General features: G+C 53.5%; 14 protein-coding genes. 2 read left to right on the top strand and 12 right to left on the bottom strand.

Annotated elements, in window-relative coordinates:
• Positions 1 to 15 precede the first annotated feature (15 nt).
• The 8 genes from wcaE to ACERJC_RS09890 all read right to left on the bottom strand — a co-directional run bounded on the left by wcaE (position 16) and on the right by ACERJC_RS09890 (position 8404).
• Entirely contained in the window at positions 16 to 762 is a 747-nt protein-coding gene (gene wcaE, locus ACERJC_RS09855) for a colanic acid biosynthesis glycosyltransferase WcaE (protein ID WP_373671561.1), read from the bottom strand.
• Positions 763 to 775: 13 nt separating this feature from the next.
• Entirely contained in the window at positions 776 to 1996 is a 1221-nt protein-coding gene (gene wcaD, locus ACERJC_RS09860) for a colanic acid polymerase WcaD (RefSeq protein ID WP_373671562.1), read from the bottom strand.
• Complete coding sequence (gene wcaC, locus ACERJC_RS09865) at positions 1971 to 3188, bottom strand: colanic acid biosynthesis glycosyltransferase WcaC (RefSeq protein WP_152403692.1); 1218 nt, start codon at positions 3186 to 3188, stop codon at positions 1971 to 1973. Before wcaC ends, wcaD begins: the two co-directional genes overlap by 26 nt.
• The gene (gene wcaB / locus ACERJC_RS09870) at positions 3185 to 3673 is read right to left on the bottom strand and encodes a colanic acid biosynthesis acetyltransferase WcaB (protein ID WP_286633632.1); all 489 of its coding nucleotides are present in this window, start codon (positions 3671 to 3673) and stop codon (positions 3185 to 3187) included. Before wcaB ends, wcaC begins: the two co-directional genes overlap by 4 nt.
• 2 nt (positions 3674 to 3675) lie before the next feature.
• Complete coding sequence (gene wcaA, locus ACERJC_RS09875) at positions 3676 to 4518, bottom strand: colanic acid biosynthesis glycosyltransferase WcaA (RefSeq protein WP_152403687.1); 843 nt, start codon at positions 4516 to 4518, stop codon at positions 3676 to 3678.
• Between the two features lie 135 nt (positions 4519 to 4653).
• On the bottom strand, positions 4654 to 6816 hold the full coding sequence (wzc, locus tag ACERJC_RS09880) for a tyrosine-protein kinase Wzc (RefSeq protein ID WP_373671563.1): 2163 nt from the start codon (positions 6814 to 6816) through the stop codon (positions 4654 to 4656).
• A complete protein-coding gene (gene wzb, locus ACERJC_RS09885) occupies positions 6816 to 7262 on the bottom strand; it encodes a low molecular weight protein-tyrosine-phosphatase Wzb (RefSeq protein WP_152403683.1) in 447 nt (148 codons plus the stop codon). Before wzb ends, wzc begins: the two co-directional genes overlap by 1 nt.
• A 5-nt stretch (positions 7263 to 7267) precedes the next feature.
• A complete protein-coding gene (locus tag ACERJC_RS09890) occupies positions 7268 to 8404 on the bottom strand; it encodes a polysaccharide export protein (protein ID WP_152403681.1) in 1137 nt (378 codons plus the stop codon).
• A gap of 674 nt (positions 8405 to 9078) precedes the next feature.
• On the opposite strand from ACERJC_RS09890, the gene ACERJC_RS09895 reads away from it, so the two are divergent.
• On the top strand, positions 9079 to 10662 hold the full coding sequence (locus ACERJC_RS09895) for a TerC family protein (RefSeq protein ID WP_152403680.1): 1584 nt from the start codon (positions 9079 to 9081) through the stop codon (positions 10660 to 10662).
• Between the two features lie 111 nt (positions 10663 to 10773).
• Here the strand turns inward: ACERJC_RS09895 and asmA are convergent, their stop codons facing one another.
• The 3 genes from asmA to udk all read right to left on the bottom strand — a co-directional run bounded on the left by asmA (position 10774) and on the right by udk (position 13963).
• Positions 10774 to 12627 (bottom strand): outer membrane assembly protein AsmA, encoded by a 1854-nt coding sequence (gene asmA, locus ACERJC_RS09900; protein WP_373671564.1) that lies wholly within the window; start codon positions 12625 to 12627, stop codon positions 10774 to 10776.
• 21 nt (positions 12628 to 12648) lie between these two features.
• Positions 12649 to 13230 (bottom strand): dCTP deaminase, encoded by a 582-nt coding sequence (dcd, locus tag ACERJC_RS09905; RefSeq protein WP_043000174.1) that lies wholly within the window; start codon positions 13228 to 13230, stop codon positions 12649 to 12651.
• Positions 13231 to 13321: 91 nt separating this feature from the next.
• Entirely contained in the window at positions 13322 to 13963 is a 642-nt protein-coding gene (gene udk / locus ACERJC_RS09910; protein WP_042318055.1) for a uridine kinase, read from the bottom strand.
• 326 nt (positions 13964 to 14289) lie between these two features.
• Here udk and ACERJC_RS09915 point away from each other — a divergent pair, with 326 nt between their 5' ends.
• On the top strand, positions 14290 to 17619 hold the full coding sequence (locus tag ACERJC_RS09915; RefSeq protein ID WP_373671565.1) for a diguanylate cyclase: 3330 nt from the start codon (positions 14290 to 14292) through the stop codon (positions 17617 to 17619).
• Here the strand turns inward: ACERJC_RS09915 and alkA are convergent.
• Positions 17587 to 18456: a DNA-3-methyladenine glycosylase 2 gene (gene alkA, locus ACERJC_RS09920; protein ID WP_373671696.1), complete on the bottom strand. Its 870-nt coding sequence runs from the start codon at positions 18454 to 18456 to the stop codon at positions 17587 to 17589. The two genes, ACERJC_RS09915 and alkA, sit on opposite strands and share 33 nt — an antisense overlap.
• Between the last annotated feature and the right edge of the window lie 78 nt (positions 18457 to 18534).

An 18534-nucleotide genomic window follows, 5' to 3' on the forward strand; every position in this document is an offset into this window, starting at 1 on the left:
TTGCATCCTTATATTTTAAACTTTGTTATATAAGGCTTTCGTTTTACCCGTTGTACGTAAACGTAATAGTTTCGATAATTCAGCCCAAAAACCCGGCACGCGTAATATCTGACGCTGAACTTTTTTCGCGTCTTCGCATAATTCCAGATTATTCGTCGTTGACACGCCGCCCATTGAAAATTCAGACACCAGCCCGTCCAGTTTTTTAAAGTCATAGCCTTCTTTATACAATCTGGCGGCCAGCGCATAATCCGATGACACTTTATATTGCAGGTCATAGCGCCAGACTTTCAGTCCTGCCAGCGGGAAAAAGATGGCCTGATGACTTGCCGGCAGGCTGTGATAAATATACCAACCGGGTTTCGCGCTACGTTTCGTTTTATGACCATCGCCAAAATCAAGCAGCGCGTCGCCGGTAATCATCACGTCATCTTTTTGTGTCTTGAGCTGACGGACAACGTGGGTAACATCCGGATGGAAAATATCGCCGGAATTGAGGAACAGCGCGAACTTTCCACGCGCCATTTCAATGCCCTTGTTCATCGCATCATAGATGCCGTTATCCGGTTCGCTGACAAAGCGTAAGTGATAGTGACCACTGAGGTTTTCCAGAAATTCCTCTGTACCATCATTTGAGCCGCCATCCACCACGATCCACTCAAAGCTGATGTCACTCGCCTTCGCCAGATGCGCCAGAGACGCATGGGTTTTGGCGATGCCGTCCAGATTGCGAAACGCGACGGTGATAACACTGAGCAGCATAGGATTAACCTCATCATACTTTTGTAATATTCAGCGCTTTGCGCAAAATAAACGGACAAACAATTAAAAATGCATATTCCGGGCTAAATATTGAACCGGTAAAAAACAGCGACACCGGCGTAAAAAGATAAAGTTGCACCCGAAAATTCTGATTATCGCCAAATGCGTTTAACGTCATTTTAAAGATTTTCCACATGTACCACAGCGTCATTAACACCGCGAACCAGGAAAAATAAATAATCAGCAGATACAAACCATTGTCTATTGTTTTCCCGACATCTGCACCGTTAAAGATTCCGAATGATGCGACATATTCATAAAGTGAGCCAAATCTGACTACGCCATCAATATGGGTTAAAGAATAACCGACCATGACTAACGGGCCCACAATGCGATAATAAGAGGACGACCCTTCCGTGCCTAAATCTCCCAGACGCGTAGAGATATAAGGGAATGCAAATATCACCCCTACTAAAAATACGGTTAATGAGATTATCGCCAGCGGTAATTTTTTCTTTATCGCATCCTTATTCAGATACTGAAACGCCCATTCCAGCAGGTAAAACAGGATAAATGTCATTACCCCTGAAAACGATCCTGATAATATTATCCCTGCCAGAATCATAGCATCGGTTTTAGGCGTTTTGATACCAAACTGTTTGATACTGAGCCAAATTGAGATTAACGCCAGAGCAAAAAATGCCGGTTCGAAATAGAGCGCGGTGGTTCGCTTGCCGCCAAATTTAATAAAATTCAGTACATAGCTATTACTGTAAATTAGATACTTCGAAATGCCTTCCATCAAGCTGCTGCTGCCGGTCAGGATAATTTGCGCCATTTCCGCCGCGGCCAATATCACCACCAGCGCCACCACCAGATAGAAAAAACGCAGGATCTTACGGTAGTTATGCGGGGAAATGGTTTTGAAACGTATGCTCCAGACCATGCCGATAATGATCACGATATAGACAAACAGCATCGTCGACGTGACATACTTGCTGGCGTCCAGCGACTGACCGAACAGATAGTTAAACGCCGTAAGCCCTGCCCCAATCCCTAACGCAATCATCAGCTTTTTAATGCTGATGCGCTCAACGAACAGCAGCAATAAAACGGGTAAAAAAGTGACAATGGTGATGGGGAAGCTTTCGCCCAGTTGGGCAATTTTGACGTTGACCAGCAGGTAGATCAGCGGCAGCAGCAGATAGCTACAGATTCTGATAGAACGAGACATATTCCTCCAGCATCTGTTGACCACTGTATGCCGCACGACTGCGCTCGCGAAACGCGCTGAGCGAGGTGCCAAAAACGGTCTGCGCGATCCCGGCTTTATCCATCTGCACCAGTTGTAGCACCTCTTCAGCCGCAAACGTTTTTCCGCCCGACTTATGCAGCACTTCTTGCGCCGCGTCGCTGTGGGTAGCGACTACCGGCACGCCTATCGACAACGCCTCACATAAAATCAGCGGGTAATTGTCCACGCGGGAGCTGAACACCAGCGCGTCCATCTGGTTGAGCGCGCTCATCAGCTTGCGCTTGTCGGTTTCGAAGCCATGATTCACCACGTTCGCCCCGTCAAACGGCGAGAATTTGCCAAAGGTATGCAGCTCAACCTTATCACCCAGTGCCATCATGTCGCGCACCAGACGCTGATTGGTTTTACCGTCGTAGCGCAGGTCATGAGCAACAATCGCAATTTTCGGTTTTCCCCGGGTCTCATTGACCGGGGACAACTCCGCCAGAATCGCTTCGGTCGCCACATCGATACCGTTATTAATAATGCGACAACGCCCCGCGCCGTACAGACCGTTAAACGCGTCGGCAACGTGTTGGCTCGGAGAGATAAACTGACAGCCCAGCGCCAGCATCTGGCGGAACAATTGACGTTTTCCGTCGACCAGCGCATGCGCACGGTCAACCTTCACCGGCGGGTAATTATTCAGCGTCGGGCATTTCTGACAGCCGGATTTCCACCCCTCGCAGCCGTCGGTAAAGGCGCAACGCCCGGTCACACTCCAGTGATCGTGCAGCGTCCAGACCAGCGTCACGTCCGGCTTGTGGTTTTTCACCTTTTCGCAGAACGCCACCACGTCAGCCAGATTCAGCCAGTAGCTGTGCAGAACGTGAAAGTGCAGCACCAGCGGACCCGGTGTGCGGGTCACGGTACGGTAGAGATTGTTCAGATTGCCAAACAGATCGCGATTGAACAGACGAAACAGGGCGATATTGGCTACCGACGTTAAACGTGGTGTCTGTTTGATGACATGGGAATAGTGACTATGGCTGACGCTCTTCTTCCCACCCTTGCCGTAGCCGTAGATAAATTGCGAAGCCAACCCTTTTTGCAGCGCACGCTGATGCAGATCTAATGCCACTCCAGCCGCACCGCCTTCCGCCAGTCGCACATTAAATTGCAGAATGTTCATTTAATTACCTTAACCCGGGCCTTCTCACCTACCACCAGCGCATTGTCCGGGATGCTGTCGAGCACCACGCTGCCTGCGCCAATGGTCACGTTATTACCAATGCGAATGTCACCCAACAGGATAACGTTGGCCCCCAGCTCCACGCCGTTGCCAATCACCGGACAGGCCAGGCTGTCTGCTCCACGATTGCCGATAGTGACGCCATGACGAACCGTAAAATCATCACCGGCCACCACGTTTTTGTTGATCACCACGGCGTAACCGTGATGAATGGTGAAGCGCCGTCCGATGGTGGCCGCCGCCTGAATTTCATAACCGAACAGGCATTCGGTCATCAGCCGATACAGCACCAGCACCGGCGCTGCCCACAGATTGTTCAGCCCGTTTTTTTTGCGCCAGACGGAGCAGAAATGGGCCACCCGGTAGGCCAGCACCATGCAGCACGGACGCAGACTCCAGCTGTTCGCGCGGATATCCTCCAGCATGCTTATCGTCCTCGCAGTCCATCCGCCAGACGCTTGCCGTTGCGCAGTGAGAACAGCGTCAGCAGCGTGCGCCAGGTCATGCGCTTGTTGCGGATCTGGTAGAGCGTAAACAGCTGATATTTCTTGCTGGCGCGGTCGAATTTGTCTTTGTGCTTGCGGTAAAAATGGAAGTAGCCGGAGAACTTCTTCGGCGACGAAGTGATTTGCATTTCGCCATGATTGATGTGCAGGATTTGCGTCGCCTCCTCCACCTTCCACGGCTCGCCGTACTCCACCACCATTCGCAGAAAAATGTCGTAATCCTGCGCGGCCTTCAGTTCGGTATCGAACAGGCACTCTTTGAAACGCCACGCCCACGTAAAGACCTGATTACCAATGATGTTGCGCTTGTAGAACAAGTGACGCGAGTAAGGGGATTTCGGATACAGCGGCAGGCTCGCCGGCTGAGAATAAACCTCGCCTTCGCAGACATAATCGTTGGCGTATAAAAATGCGTGGGTCACCAGCTGATGCTTGTGCGCAAGGAACACGCTCAGGCGGTTTGGTGTCCACTCGTCATCATCATCAATTCCGGTGATGTAATGCCCCTGCGCCTGGACGATGGCCTGATTACGCACCGCGCAGGCGCCAGAGTTGATCTCATTATGGGTGTAACGCACGCGGGGGTCGTTTAATCCCTCAACAAACTGTTGTAGCTGCTCATAGGAGGAGGAGCAATCATCAACAATGATCATCTCCCAGTGGGGATAATCCTGGCGCAGTACCGATTTAATCGCCCGAATGGCAAGCTGTTGCCGGTTCCAGGTTGGCATATAAATGGAAATCAATGGCTTGTCTGTTTTCATCTTCATTTCCCAGGAAATATTGCCGGAGGGCCGAACGTGTAGGCCGGATAAGGCGTTTACGCCGTCATCCGGCAGCGATGCCTGATGACGCTTTGCTTATCAGGCCTACTCAATGAGCAGGCCACTCACGATTTATTATTTTGTGTCTGATTTATATTCGTACTCGTAGTACCCGTAGTCCTGGTACCCGGTGGCGCGACGGAAGATAGAGTTGAGGATCACCCCTTTCACCTGAATGCCGTTTTGCTCAAAGCGGCCCAGACTGGTTTCCACCTCTTTCAGGGTGTTGACGGCATAGCGGGCGACCATCAGCGTCGTACCGGCATGGCGTCCGACAATCGCGGCATCGGTGACGGCCAGGATGGGCGGGGTATCTATAAGCACCAGATCGTAGTGGCTGCTCGCCCAGCGCAACAGCTCGCCTAAGCGATCGCTCATGAGCAGTTCAGACGGATTTGGCGGCACCTGACCACGCGGTACGAGGTCAAAGTTGGCAATGGACGTGGGTTTCGCACAGGAGGCAATATCCCCTTTGCCGACCAGAATCTCAGACAGGCCGTTGACGTTGTTGGTACCGAGCAGTTCGTGGGTATAGCCCTTGCGCATATCGCAGTCGATCAGCAGCACACGCTTGTTGGTCTGGCTGATCACCGCTGCAAGGTTGGCGCAGACAAAGGTTTTCCCGATGGACGGGCTGACCCCGGTGAGCATCAGTACATTGTTTTGCGCCTGCATCATGGCGAAGTGGAGGCTGGTACGCAGGCTGCGCACCGCTTCGATCGCCAGATCGGTCGGGTTGCCCACCGCCAGCAGTTGACTCTGTTTGTAACGTTTGACGCCCTTCACGGTCTTGACGTTATCCCGCGCTTTCTGCCATTCCGATAGCGGAATGCTGGCGTACACGCTGATGCCATTCTCTTCCAGCACCTGCGGGCTTTCGATACCGCGGTTGAGCAGTGAACGCAGCAGCACGCCCACAATGGAAAGCATCAGGCCCAGGATGATGCTACCGAGAACGATCAGCGCTTTCTTTGGTTTCAACACGCCGGGCTGAGCAATGGCCGGGTCAACGATCCGCACGTCCCCCACGGTGCTGGCCTCGGTTATCTTCAGCTCCTGCTGTTTGTTCAGCAACTGCATGTAAACCTGCTGGCCGGACTCTACATCACGCGTCAGACGCACAATCTCCTGCTGCGTTTTCGGCATCGCCGTCACACGTCCGTTCAGTTTGGCTTTTTCATCTTCCAGCGCCTGACGTTTTTCCAACAGCGTGCGGTACGCCGGGTGTGCTTTGGTGAAGAGCTTGGAAATTTCTGCTTCTTTAAAGGTCAGTTCGTTGAGCTGCGCGTCGATGTTAACCATCGAGTCCAGCACCGCTTTGGCCTCCAGCGGTAAGTCGACGGAGTCTTTATCCTGACGGAAGGCATTGAGTTTATTTTCCGCCACGTCCAGATGGTTTCGCACCTCCGGCAACTGTTTCGCCAGGAAGGCCAGGCTTTTCGCCGCCTCTTCCGATTTGCGCTCAACGTTCTGTTCCAGATAGTTGCGGGTAATGCTGTTGAGGATGTCACGGATCTGTTCACGATCCTCACCGGTAAAGCTCAGGCTAAGCACCCCGGTATCCTTGCCGTTTTCCGTCACCGTCAGGTTATTTTGCAGATTATTGATCATCCCCAGAGTGGAGAATTTGGTGACGGTAAATTCGGTATCCGGGCGGGCGTGAATTTCACTGACCACCATCGTGACGCCGTCTTTACTTAGCGTCTGACCAGTCTGTCCGTGCGCGCTGAAACCACCGTCGCTGTACAGCTCATAACGTTTATCGTTCAGTACTTTCAGGGTGAAGGTCTGTTCGTTCATCCCTTTCGGCAGGGTAAAGGTGGTGACTTTCGCCGATTCATTCTGGCGCCCCATCAGCCGTTCCCAGCCCGCACCAAACAGCGGGAAAGTGTTCTTAGTAACCGAAATATCCAGATCCAGATCGTCTACCGTTTTGCCTAATACCAGACGCGACTGGATCAATTGAATTTCCGCTTCGGAGGCCGGCGGTTTATTGGATAACGCAGAGCCAATATCTTGCACCAGTGAGTTGCCGGTGTTTTGTTCAATCTGTACCAGCGCATCTGCACTGTAGATAGGCGTAGCGAAAAGCGTGTAAATCACCGCGCATAGCGCAAAGACCGCCGTAATGCCCAGCACCCACCAGCGTGCTTCAATGACGGTTCCCACCAGGCGACCGATATCAATCTCATCGTTGCCCGTTACCGGAGCGGCAGACTGTTTTACTTTTTCTGTCATTATTTTACCTGCTCTGCGTTCAATGCCTGCGCCCACTGGCGAGCAGACCGTTCAAGTAATGCGTACACCGCTTCAAACGCCTCGCGGCTTTTGCGATAGGGGTCGGGAATGTCGCGCTCGTTATCCCAGTGACCGAAAAGCATGACCTTGCCGCGCATCTCGGGCGCCATTTCGTGCAGAGAGGCGATATGCCTTTTTTCCATCGCCAGGATCAGGTCATAGTCCCGGCACAGTCGTCCGGTAACCTGCCGCGCGCAGTGCCCTTCGAGAGAAAGTGCATGGCTGGCTGCGACGTTCACCGCCGAGGCGTCAGCGCCTTTTCCCACCAGCGCCCCCAGACCGGCGGATTCCACTGTAATCTGCGGGTGATACTGTCTGAGCAGGCGCTCTGCCGTTGGGGAACGGCAAATGTTCCCCACGCAAACCACTAATATTTTGTTAAACATGACGATTACCAGTTATGAAGGTCGCTGGCCGTATCCGTCATGTAACGGACACCGCTGATGGTCGGCAGCAACTGATTGATCAGACGGTTCCAGCGCGCAACCGGTGCGGTCGTGACATACACCACGTCATACGGTTGTAGACGGAATTCCGTCGCCATGACCAGAGAGGTCGCATCAGACATATCGAGCTGATAGATATTGGCAATCTTGCCGCCCGGGCCTTTGCCTTTCAGCGGACGGATCACGAAGATGCCGCTGGCGTTGGAGGTGGTCATATCGATACCTTCGGCATTACCCAGTGCTTCGGTCAGCGTCATGCCGCTGAAGTCCATTTTGAGTGTGCTCTGTTTTTTCACTTCACCCATCACGAACACTTTCAGATCGTCATTACGCGGCACATAGAGGATGTCACCCGGATAGAGCAGACGGTTCTGGCTGAGATCGCCGTTTTGCATCAGCGCCTGCAGTGAAATGCGTTGTTCTTTACCCTCGTGCGTTAGCACGACGTTGCGCCAGTCGGCCACTTCCGTCAGGCCACCGGCGGCGTTAATCGCGTCCAGCACGGTCAGCGGCACGTTGGTGATCGCCTGCTGTCCGGATTTATTCACTTGCCCGGAGATGTAAGCTTTTTGCGAACGGAAAGCGGCGATATTAACGTCCACCTGCGGGTCAGCAATGTACTTCGCTAAGCGCCCGGTAATATCACTGCGAATTTCTGCCAACGTTTTTCCGACCACGCTAACCTTGCCGATGTAGGGATAAAACATGGTGCCATCGGGCTGAACCCAGTTGCCGGTATCGCTGGAGCTACGGTATTGCCCAGCAGGCGTGGTGAGTTCCGGGTGATCCCAGACGGTCACACTCAGCACATCCCCCGCGCCAACGCGGTACTGATAGCTGGCGAGTTCCTGGTCCAGCGACATATTCGGTTGGGCGACGTTAGGGCGAGGACGTAATTGTTCAACCAGTCGCGGAGTGAGTGGATACACATTCACCATCCGGTCGAGATCAAAATCAGCGTCTTGCTGTTTAATCACGTCTTTACCCATCGTAGACATATTGCTGCCCGGAAGTACTGTGCAACCGCTTATCAAGGTTACCGACACCAATAATGGCATCAATTTCATTTTGGATTTCATCATTGATTATTTATCACTTTGGCAGAGTAATTATCCTGTGCAATTTAAATAGCGACTTCGCCGTACACATTTACATTGCAGTTAATTGAAAAGAAATTTAACTGGCATCAGTCCTAAAAAAATTGAATTCATCCGTAAGCTATTGACAGAATAATGCAGACTCGTCATCAGGCGTTCAGGCACGCTACCGCCCCTGGCTTTTTAGCTACCAATACACTGATTAGGTTATGTTTTTCAAGCCTCGTCATTTCGTGATTTGCCGCAACAGAGAAATACGTAAGGCATTCTGAATGTCAGCCATTAATGAAACGGGATCCAACTTAATATATTTACTCTTCCATCATTAACGCTGGAAGAATTGTTACAGCTAACGTAATTGCAGGCAAGGTAACAAGCCTGCTATTCTCTGTTTTTAAGATTAATATTAAGCGATATATTGACCTGTTTTTAGGAATTACTTGAGGTTGACAGAATCTATTTCCTCAATTCACCCTGCGATATTTCCTAAATAGTTTTTAGCTTTTTTAATTATTCCCGACAGAAACTTTATGGTTATTTTCAGTACAGTCAGTAAGATGAATACGCGAGAAATCCCTTCTCGCCATTGCATTTTCCGTCCGCTTTATCCATGATCGAATTGTGACAATTGTCATATAACGAAAGGTTTTACGTTTACTATGGAATGGATCGCCGATCCGTCAATCTGGGCGGGACTGGTCACGCTGGTCGTGATCGAATTAGTCCTCGGCATTGATAACTTAGTCTTTATTGCCATCCTCGCAGAAAAACTGCCACCTGCGCAGCGTGACCGTGCGCGCGTCACCGGGCTTATCCTGGCAATGCTGATGCGCCTACTGCTGCTGGCATCGATCTCGTGGCTGGTCACGCTGACAAAACCGCTGTTTAGCGTGCAGGGGTTAAGCTTCAGCGCCCGCGATTTGATTATGCTGTTTGGTGGCTTCTTTTTGCTGTTTAAAGCCACGATGGAGCTGAACGAACGACTCGAAGGGAAGGACAGCGACAACCCCACCCAGCGCAAAGGGGCGAAATTCTGGGGCGTGGTGGCGCAAATTGTGGTGCTGGACGCCATCTTCTCGCTCGACTCAGTGATCACGGCTGTCGGTATGGTGGATCATCTGGCGGTGATGATGGCGGCGGTGATTATTGCCATCAGCCTGATGCTGCTGGCAAGTAAGTCACTCACCCGCTTTGTGAACAGCCACCCGACCATTGTCATCCTCTGTCTCAGTTTCCTGCTGATGATCGGCTTCAGCCTGGTAGCGGAAGGCTTCGGCTTCCGGATCCCGAAAGGGTATCTGTACGCCGCAATTGGCTTCTCGGTGATGATCGAAGCGCTGAACCAGTTGGCTATCTTCAACCGCCGTCGTTTCCTGTCGGCCAATCACACGCTGCGCCAGCGTACGACCGAGGCGGTAATGCGCCTGCTGAGTGGGCAGAAAGAAGAAGCCGAACTGGATGCGGAAACCGCCTCGATGCTGGTTGACCATGACGACAGCCAGATTTTCAACCCGCAGGAACGTCGGATGATTGAGCGCGTACTCAACCTCAATCAGCGTACCGTCAGCAGTATTATGACCTCGCGTCACGACATCGAGCATATCGACCTCACCGCACCGGAAGAGGAGATTCGCGCCCTGCTGGAAAAAAACCAGCACACGCGTCTGGTGGTGACCGGCGGTCATGATGAAGAAGATCTGCTCGGCGTGGTGCACGTTATTGATCTGCTGCAACAGTCGCTGCGCGGTGAGCCGCTCAACCTGCGGGTATTGATTCGCCAGCCGCTGGTGTTCCCGGAGACGCTGCCGCTGCTTCCGGCGCTGGAGCAGTTCCGCAACGCGCGGACGCACTTTGCCTTTGTTGTGGATGAATTTGGTTCGGTAGAAGGGATCGTAACGCTGAGTGACGTCACGGAAACCATCGCCGGTAATCTGCCGAACGAGGCACAAGAGATCGATGCCCGCCATGACATCCAGAAAAACCCGGACGGCTCGTGGACCGCAAACGGCCATATGCCGCTGGAGGACCTGGTGCAATATGTCCCGCTGCCGCTCGATGACAAACGGGAATACCACACTATTGCGGGCCTGCTGATGGAAGAATTGCAGCGCGTGCCGAAGCCGGGGGAAGAGGTTCAGGTGGGCGATTATCTGCTCAAGACGCTACAGGTAGAAAGCCATCGCGTGCAGAAAGTGCAGTTAATTCCATTGCGCAACAATGATGAGATGGATTACGAGGTTTAACGTTAAACGATGCCGGATGAGCGCTAGCCCTATCCGGCATTTCCCGCCGAATCAGTTTGTAGGCCGGATAAGACGCACAGCGACGCCATCCGGCACACACGCCCTGCCGAATCAGAGTTTATCCAGCAGCTTCTTCACGTCTTTGCCGTTGCGGGAATCTTTATTGCGATCCGCCCAGTCGTTCAGGCGACGCTTCGCTTCATCCTGCATATGCTTACGCAGTAGCTGATCAACCTGCAGATTGTAATTCAGCGCCTGCCAGTTACCGTAGACCCGCAGCGGAACCGGGGTTGCCTTCAGGAAATCGATCAGCTTGCCCTCGCCCTTCCAGCCGTCCAGCACCCGCACGTTAAACTGCGTATCACAGGTTTGTCCGACCAGGTCGAGCGTCCCCTGGCCCGTCAGGCTCAGCATCGTGGATTCCCCTTCCATGTTATCCAGCATCAGCTTACCGCTATCCAACGTCAGGTCCGTGACAAAGCGCGCCAGACGAGTTGCGTTATCGAAGTTTTGCATCGACTGTACATCGCCGCCGCTGCGTTCTACGGCCTGCTGAATCAACTGCTGGAAGTTCATGCCGTCCATCCGCGTGTCGCGCATGTCAACATGGGCTTTCCCCTGCCAGCTATGGCGGAATGACTGCGCATCGATATCCGCACCGGAGAAATCACCCGCCAGCGACATCTTGCCGGTCAGGGCTATCGGGTAATTGAATGCCTTAAGGATCGTGCCGATTTCGACCTCGTCCAGACGCGGCTGGAACACCACTTGCGGGGTTTGCGCGCGCGTATCCAGCGTCCCCGGCAGCGATATCGTTCCGCCGTCGAGCTTGCCTTGCAGTTCAGCAATCGTCAGCACGTCGGACTGATTTGTCATGCGGCTACTGACGTCGGTAAAATTCATCCCACGCCAGATAACGGTATCCGCTTTCAGCGCGATATCCGCACTAAAGCCTTTCAGCCCCTGATAAGCAGGTTCATCCACACGACTTGAAATCACCGGACGCGCCAGCGGCGGCTGACTGCCCCCTTGCTCCGCCGAACCGTTAGTACTGCTGGCGTTCTCAGGTGGGGCTAACAGGTTATCCAGATTCAATCGGGTAAATTGCAGATTGACGAGCCACGCCGGTTGTTCACTCAGCGTCACCTGCACGTTTCCGGTTAGCGAACTGTCGTTCGCCGTCACATTGAGCTGGCTGAAGGTGAGCATTTTTTTCTCTTCCTGCCACTGCGCCTGCAGTTGTCCCTGCCCCTGGATACCCTGTTTCGGCAGATCGGCGCCCTGCAATTGCCAGCTTAACTGCTGAATACCGGCGGTTAAATTATGTGGATAGTCGGAGGCGTCAACGGTTCCGTTGAGGGCAAGGGTAAGGTCGCGCTGGTCGCGATTCACACGTCCGGAAAATTCGAAGGAACCGCGATGCTGCGCATCCTGCTCCATCTCCAGACGAATATCGCGAACGGTGACCTGTTCATCATTTTCATGCTGAAAGACCAGCACGCTGTCCGCCACGCGCAGACTGGCAACATCAAACGACCAGCCGCGATCTTCGGCGACGTCAGGCAAGGTGTTGTCTCTCGGCGCCACCGGCGCGTTTGCGCGGCGTACCGCTTCCGTTTGCGGCGTCAGCTGAATCACCGCGCCTTTGAGCATCACCTGTTTGACGCTGAGCTGGTGGCTCAGCAGCGGCCACAGTGCGACGTCCAGCCGCATGTTATCCGCGCGAATCAGAGGCTCACTGGCCCCTTGCGCCGTTAATACCATGCGCCCGGAGAGGATGCTGAGCTGCGGCCAGACGTGCCAGCGCAGTGGGCCGTCCAGTTGCAGTTGATAACCGCTGCGCGCGGCCACCTGTTGCACCATATAGGCACGAAAATCATTCGGATTGACTAGCAATACTAACGCAGAGAAGCCGGCCACCAGCACGACCAGCAAAATCATCAGCGTCGTCAGAAATCGTCTCATGCTATCCTCAATGGATTAGACTCAGTCTTTATCAATCCGGCTGGCGACAGCACCCTGCTGATCGCGATACTTCGCATCTTCACGACGGTTGTAAGGTCGAAGCGCAGGCCCCGAAAGCGGCTCGAAGCTCAACGCGCCGATCAGCATTCCCGGGCGCAGCGCCAACGGTAATTTACCGGAATTATAGAATTCCAGCACAATACAGCCGGACCAGCCCGGATCGATACGGTGCGCGGTCACATGGACCATCAAACCGAGGCGCGCCAGTGAAGAGCGGCCATCCAGCCAACCCACCAGATCCGCCGGCAAAGTCACCGACTCATAGGTCACCGCCAGTGCCAGTTCACCCGGATGCAGGTAAAATGCGTCACCTTCAGCCAGTACGATCTCGTCGCTCATCACGCGATCCAGCGCGGCGCTCACTTCCGCTTTTGGCCCGCTGAGATCGATAAAAGCAGCGGTATGTCCACTAAATGTACGAAATTTATTGCCCAGGCGCACATCCACCGTCGCACCATTAATGCGCTCAACGGGCGGACGCGGGTTGATCGACAAACGGCCTTCATCAAGCCAGGCTTCAATATCTCGGTCACACAGACGCATGGCACTTTCTCCTTTCGTGCATCGGGTACTTAACGCATTGTGCATTAAGGGCAAACCAGGTTATCACTGAACGGTACACAATTCGCCGGGCTTATTCAAAGAACTGACTGATTTTCGCTTTCAGAATATCGATGGCGATGCGATTTTTCCCACCACGCGGCACGATAATATCAGCGTACTGTTTAGACGGTTCAATAAATTGCAGGAACATCGGACGCACGGTCTTCTGATACTGCGCCATCACGGAATCCATCGAACGACCGCGTTCATTAACATCACGTTTGATACGGCGCATCAGACAGATGTCCAGCGGGGTATCGACAAAAATGGAGAAGTTCATCTCTTCACGCAGGCGCGCGTCGGTCAGTAGCAAAATCCCTTCAAGAATGATGACTTTCTTGGGTTCAACGCGAACCGTCTCTTTCATGCGGGTATGTTCAACATAGCTGTAAACCGGCAACTCGATCGCCGAACCCCGTTTAAGGGCCTGCAGGTGCTGAAACAGCAGACTGTGATCCATCGCGTTCGGATGGTCGTAGTTGGTTTTGACGCGTTCTTCCATCGACAGATGGCTTTGATCTTTGTAATAGCTGTCTTCGGGAATAACGCCGATATGTTCGTCACCGACTTGTTCACGCAACTCGCGATAAAGGGTACTGGCAATAAGACTCTTGCCGGAAGCCGATGCGCCAGCGATACCGATAATGACGCACTGATGAGACTGATCAGTCATAAATTTAGCGACCTGAATAACCTGGTTAGGAAGGACGACGCCGCACGGGCGTCAAACGCGGCAATTATAGGGATTTCAGCCGGACGATACCAGTCGAGATAGCAGGGAGCGTATTTAGCCCCCAATGATTCCCTGTCGCAAATTTATTTGTTCAGATTTGGAGCAACTCGCGGAATTAACCCGATTTCGCAGTAATTAATCGCCATATAATGTCAAATTATGAGCAACTGGGATATAAATTGTAAATTGTTTGTACTAGCATAAACAGAGATTACTACGATGCGTCCGGGCGTTCCGCGACGTTCCGGACACTCGGATACAGGGTAATGAGTAAACAATTCCAACATGTTTTAGTTACCTTGCCGCATCCTCTGCTGCGCGTCGTCAGTTTAGGGCTGACGGCTTTTATTTTTACCCTTTTCTCGCTGGAATTATCACAGTTTGGTACCCAGCTCGCCCCGCTCTGGTTCCCGACGTCTATCATGATGGTGGCCTTTTACCGTCATGCCGGGCGCATGTGGCCGGGCATTGCGCTTGCCTGCTCGCTGGGGAGCATTGGCGCATCGCTGGTCCTGTTTCCCCCCAGCGCGCTGAATTTTACCTACACGGCGATCAACATCATTGAAGCCGCCGTCGGCGCAATGCTATTGCGTAAGCTGCTCCCCTGGTACAACCCATTACAGAATCTCAATGACTGGCTACGTCTCGCCTTCGGCAGTGCGGTTATCCCGCCGTTGTTGGGCGGAATTCTGGTCTGGATGTTGTCTGCGCACGAAACGCCGCTGAAAGCGTTTCTGATTTGGGTCCTGTCGGAATCCATTGGTGCCCTGGCGCTGGTGCCGTTGGGCTTATTGTTCAAACCGCACTACCTGCTGCGCCACCGCGATCCGCGCCTGCTCCTTGAGACGCTGCTGACGCTGACGGTGACCTTAGTCCTGAGCTGGTTCGCCATGAAGTATGTTCCATGGCCCTTCACATTAGTGATCGTGTTACTGATGTGGAGCGCCGTGCGCTTACCGCGGATGGAGGCATTTCTCATTTTTCTCGCCACCGTCATGATGGTGTCAATGATGATGGCATCCGATCCGTCGCTGCTGACCACCCCCAAAGTGCATGTGATGAACAACCTGCCGTGGCTGCCGTTCTTAATGATTCTCTTACCGGCGAACATCATGACCATGGTGATGTATGCTTTTCGCGCCGAACGTAAGCACATTACGGAAAGCGAAGAGCGTTTTCGCAACGCGATGGAGTACTCGGCGATCGGCATGGCGCTGGTTGGTACGGAAGGGCAATGGCTGCAGGCCAACAAAGCGTTATGTCAGTTTCTTGGCTATAGCCAGGATGAATTACGCTCACTGACCTTTCAGCAACTCACCTGGCCGGAAGATCTGGATAACGATCTGGAACAACTCACGATGCTGGTGTGCGGCGACATTAATAGCTATTCAATGGAGAAACGCTATTACACCCGCGCAGGCGAGGTCGTCTGGGCGCTGCTGGCCGTTTCGCTGGTCCGCCATCCTGATGGCACGCCGCTTTACTTTATTGCCCAAATCGAAGACATCAACGATCTCAAACATACCGAATGGGTCAACAAACGGCTGATGGAACGCATCACGCTGGCCAATGAAGCCGGCGGCATCGGGATCTGGGAGTGGGAACTGCAACCCGACGTCATCAGTTGGGATAAGCGCATGTTCGAACTGTACGATGTCCCCGCCCACGTTAAGCCTACCTGGTCGCTCTGGTACGATTGTGTGCTCCCGGAAGATCGCGAGTATACGGAAAAGGTGATTCGCGACTCATTAGCCGCGCGCCTGCCCTTTAAGCTGGAATTCCGGATTGCGGTCAACGATGGCATCCGCCATATCCGCTCGCTGGCGAATCGGGTGTTAAATAAAGATGGCGAAGTCGAACGACTACTCGGCATCAATATGGACATGACGGAAGTGAAGCAGTTGAATGAAGCGCTGTTTCAGGAAAAAGAGCGTCTGCACATCACGCTGGACTCCATCGGGGAAGCGGTGGTGTGTATTGATGTCGACATGAAGGTCACCTTTATGAACCCGGTCGCTGAGAAGATGAGCGGCTGGCAGCAGGAGAATGCCATTGGCATCCCGCTGTTGACGGTGTTGCGGATCACCTTTGGTGATAACGGTCCGTTGATGGAGAACATCTACAGCGCCGATATGTCCCGTTCCGCCATCGAACAGGATGTGGTTCTCCATTGTCGCAACGGCGGCAGTTACGATATTCACTACAGCATTACCCCACTCAGCACGCTGGATGGCGGCAATATCGGTTCGGTGCTGGTGATTCAGGACGTCACCGAGTCGCGCAAGATGCTGCGCCAACTGAGCTACAGCGCCACCCACGACGCCCTCACCCACCTGACCAACCGGGCCAGTTTTGAAAACAAACTGAAGCAACTGCTGCAAACCGAGCGCAATTCGCATCAGCGTCACGCACTGGTCTTTATCGATCTTGATCGCTTTAAAGCGGTGAACGACAGCGCCGGTCACGCGGCGGGTGATGCGCTGCTGCGCGAACTGGCGCAACTGATGCTTAGCATGTTGCGTTCCAGCGACGTGCTGGCGCGGTTGGGTGGCGATGAGTTCGGACTGCTGCTGCCGGAGTGTAATATTGAAAGCGCGCGCTTTATCGCCACGCGGATCATTAACGCCGTCAACGATTACCACTTTATGTGGGAGGGCCGCCTGCACCGCATTGGCGCCAGCGCCGGGATTACGCTTATCGACGAAAACAACTGTCAGGCGGTTGAGGTAATGTCGCAGGCGGATATCGCCTGTTATGCCTCTAAAAATGGCGGACGTGGTCAGGTGACCGTGTATGAACCACAGCAGGAACTGGCGCATCACGAGCGCGCGATGATGTCGCTGGATGAGCAGTGGCGGATGATTAAAGATAACCATTTGCTGATGGTCGCCCGCAGCGTGGCGTCCCCGCGCATTCCCGAAGCGAGCAATTTCTGGCTGATCTCGCTGCGCCTGTGGACCAGCGAAGGGGAAGTCATGGAAGAACAGGCCTTCCGGGCCAGCTTAGCCGATCCGGCGCTCAACCATGCGTTAGATCGCCGCGTACTCCATGAGTTTTTTCATCATGCGGCTCCGGCGGTTGCCAGTAAAGGATTCAGCGTCGCCCTGCCCCTTTCCGCTGCCGGGTTGACCAGCGCAACGCTTATCGATGAGATCCTGGATCAACTGGAGCAGAGCACCCTGCCGGGACGCCTGCTGCATCTGATGGTGCCTGCAGAAGCGCTGTTGCTGCATCCGCAGGAGAGCGCCTCGGCACTCCAGAAATTACGTCAGGCAGGTTGTCACATTATTGTGAGTCAGATTGGCCGCGATCTGCAGATCTTCAATCTGATGACCAAAAGCATGGCGGATTACCTGCTGCTCGACAGTGAGCTGAGTACCAGCATTCACGGCAATATGATGGATGAAATGCTGGTGTCGATTATTCAGGGTCACGCCCAGCGTCTGGGCATTAAAACCATCGCCGGGCCGGTGCAAACGCCGATCGTCATGGATACGCTATCGGGCATTGGTGTCGATCAGATTTATGGCGACATCATCGCCGAAGCGCAGCCGCTGGATCTGCTACTCAATACCAGTTATTTCGCGATCAACTGACGGCTGCCATCCCTCGGTATACCAGATATGTAATAACGCGTAGGAGCGCCAGGGTTTCCAGCGCTCCGCATAGCGACGGATTTGCGCGGGGGTCATCCCCGGAAAACGCTGCTTGATCAGATAGTCGTCAGGCAAAAACACATCCTTCGCCTGCCAGCCGCGCAGGGCAAAATAGCTTGCTGTCCAGCGGCCTATTCCCGGAAATTCCTGTAACGTTTTAATCCCCTGTTCGATATCTTCCGGCGGCTGGGTTATCAGTGTTCCATCCCGCGCGACCTGCGCCAGATGGATGAGCGCGTTGGCGCGCATCAGCGGCATACCCAACGTTTTCAACTCCAGCGGATCGGCTGCGGCTAACCGTTCAGGGGTCGGAAAGCAGACGTACTGCGGTGCGTCCGCTAACACGTCGCCATATAAACGTGCGACTTTCGACGTCAGCTTTGCCGCCATCGCCACACTCACCAGTTGACCCAGAATCGCGCGAACACCCTGCTCAAAGGCGTCCACCGAACCCGGCAGGCGCAGCCCCGGACGCGCCGCGCCCAGTTCACCTAAAACATGCCCTATCTGCTGCGGTTTACAGCGCAGGTCGAAGAGTCGTTCCATTTTTTCAAGACAGATATCCGCGACCGGCAGCAGCCCTTCGCTCAGCGTGACCTGAAGCGTGTGAGTTACCGTGTCGGGAACGACGGTGATGATTCCCGTGTGCTGACCTATTGCCAGACTCCGCGTGTAGCGTAACGCCTCTACCGTTTCCACGCCGCTGACCGCACGAGCGGCAAGAAAACCTAAAATCCATGACCAGTCATACGGCGGCTGCCAGCTCAGGGTAAACATCATCTTCTCCTTTTTCTGCAAACCTTCAGCATAAACGCTATTCAGGCGTTGTGCTTTGCTTTCATATTCCAGTTGTCG

The sequence above is a fragment of the Citrobacter telavivensis genome, from assembly GCF_041807075.1.
GTDB classification, from domain to species: Bacteria; Pseudomonadota; Gammaproteobacteria; order Enterobacterales; family Enterobacteriaceae; genus Citrobacter_A; species Citrobacter_A telavivensis.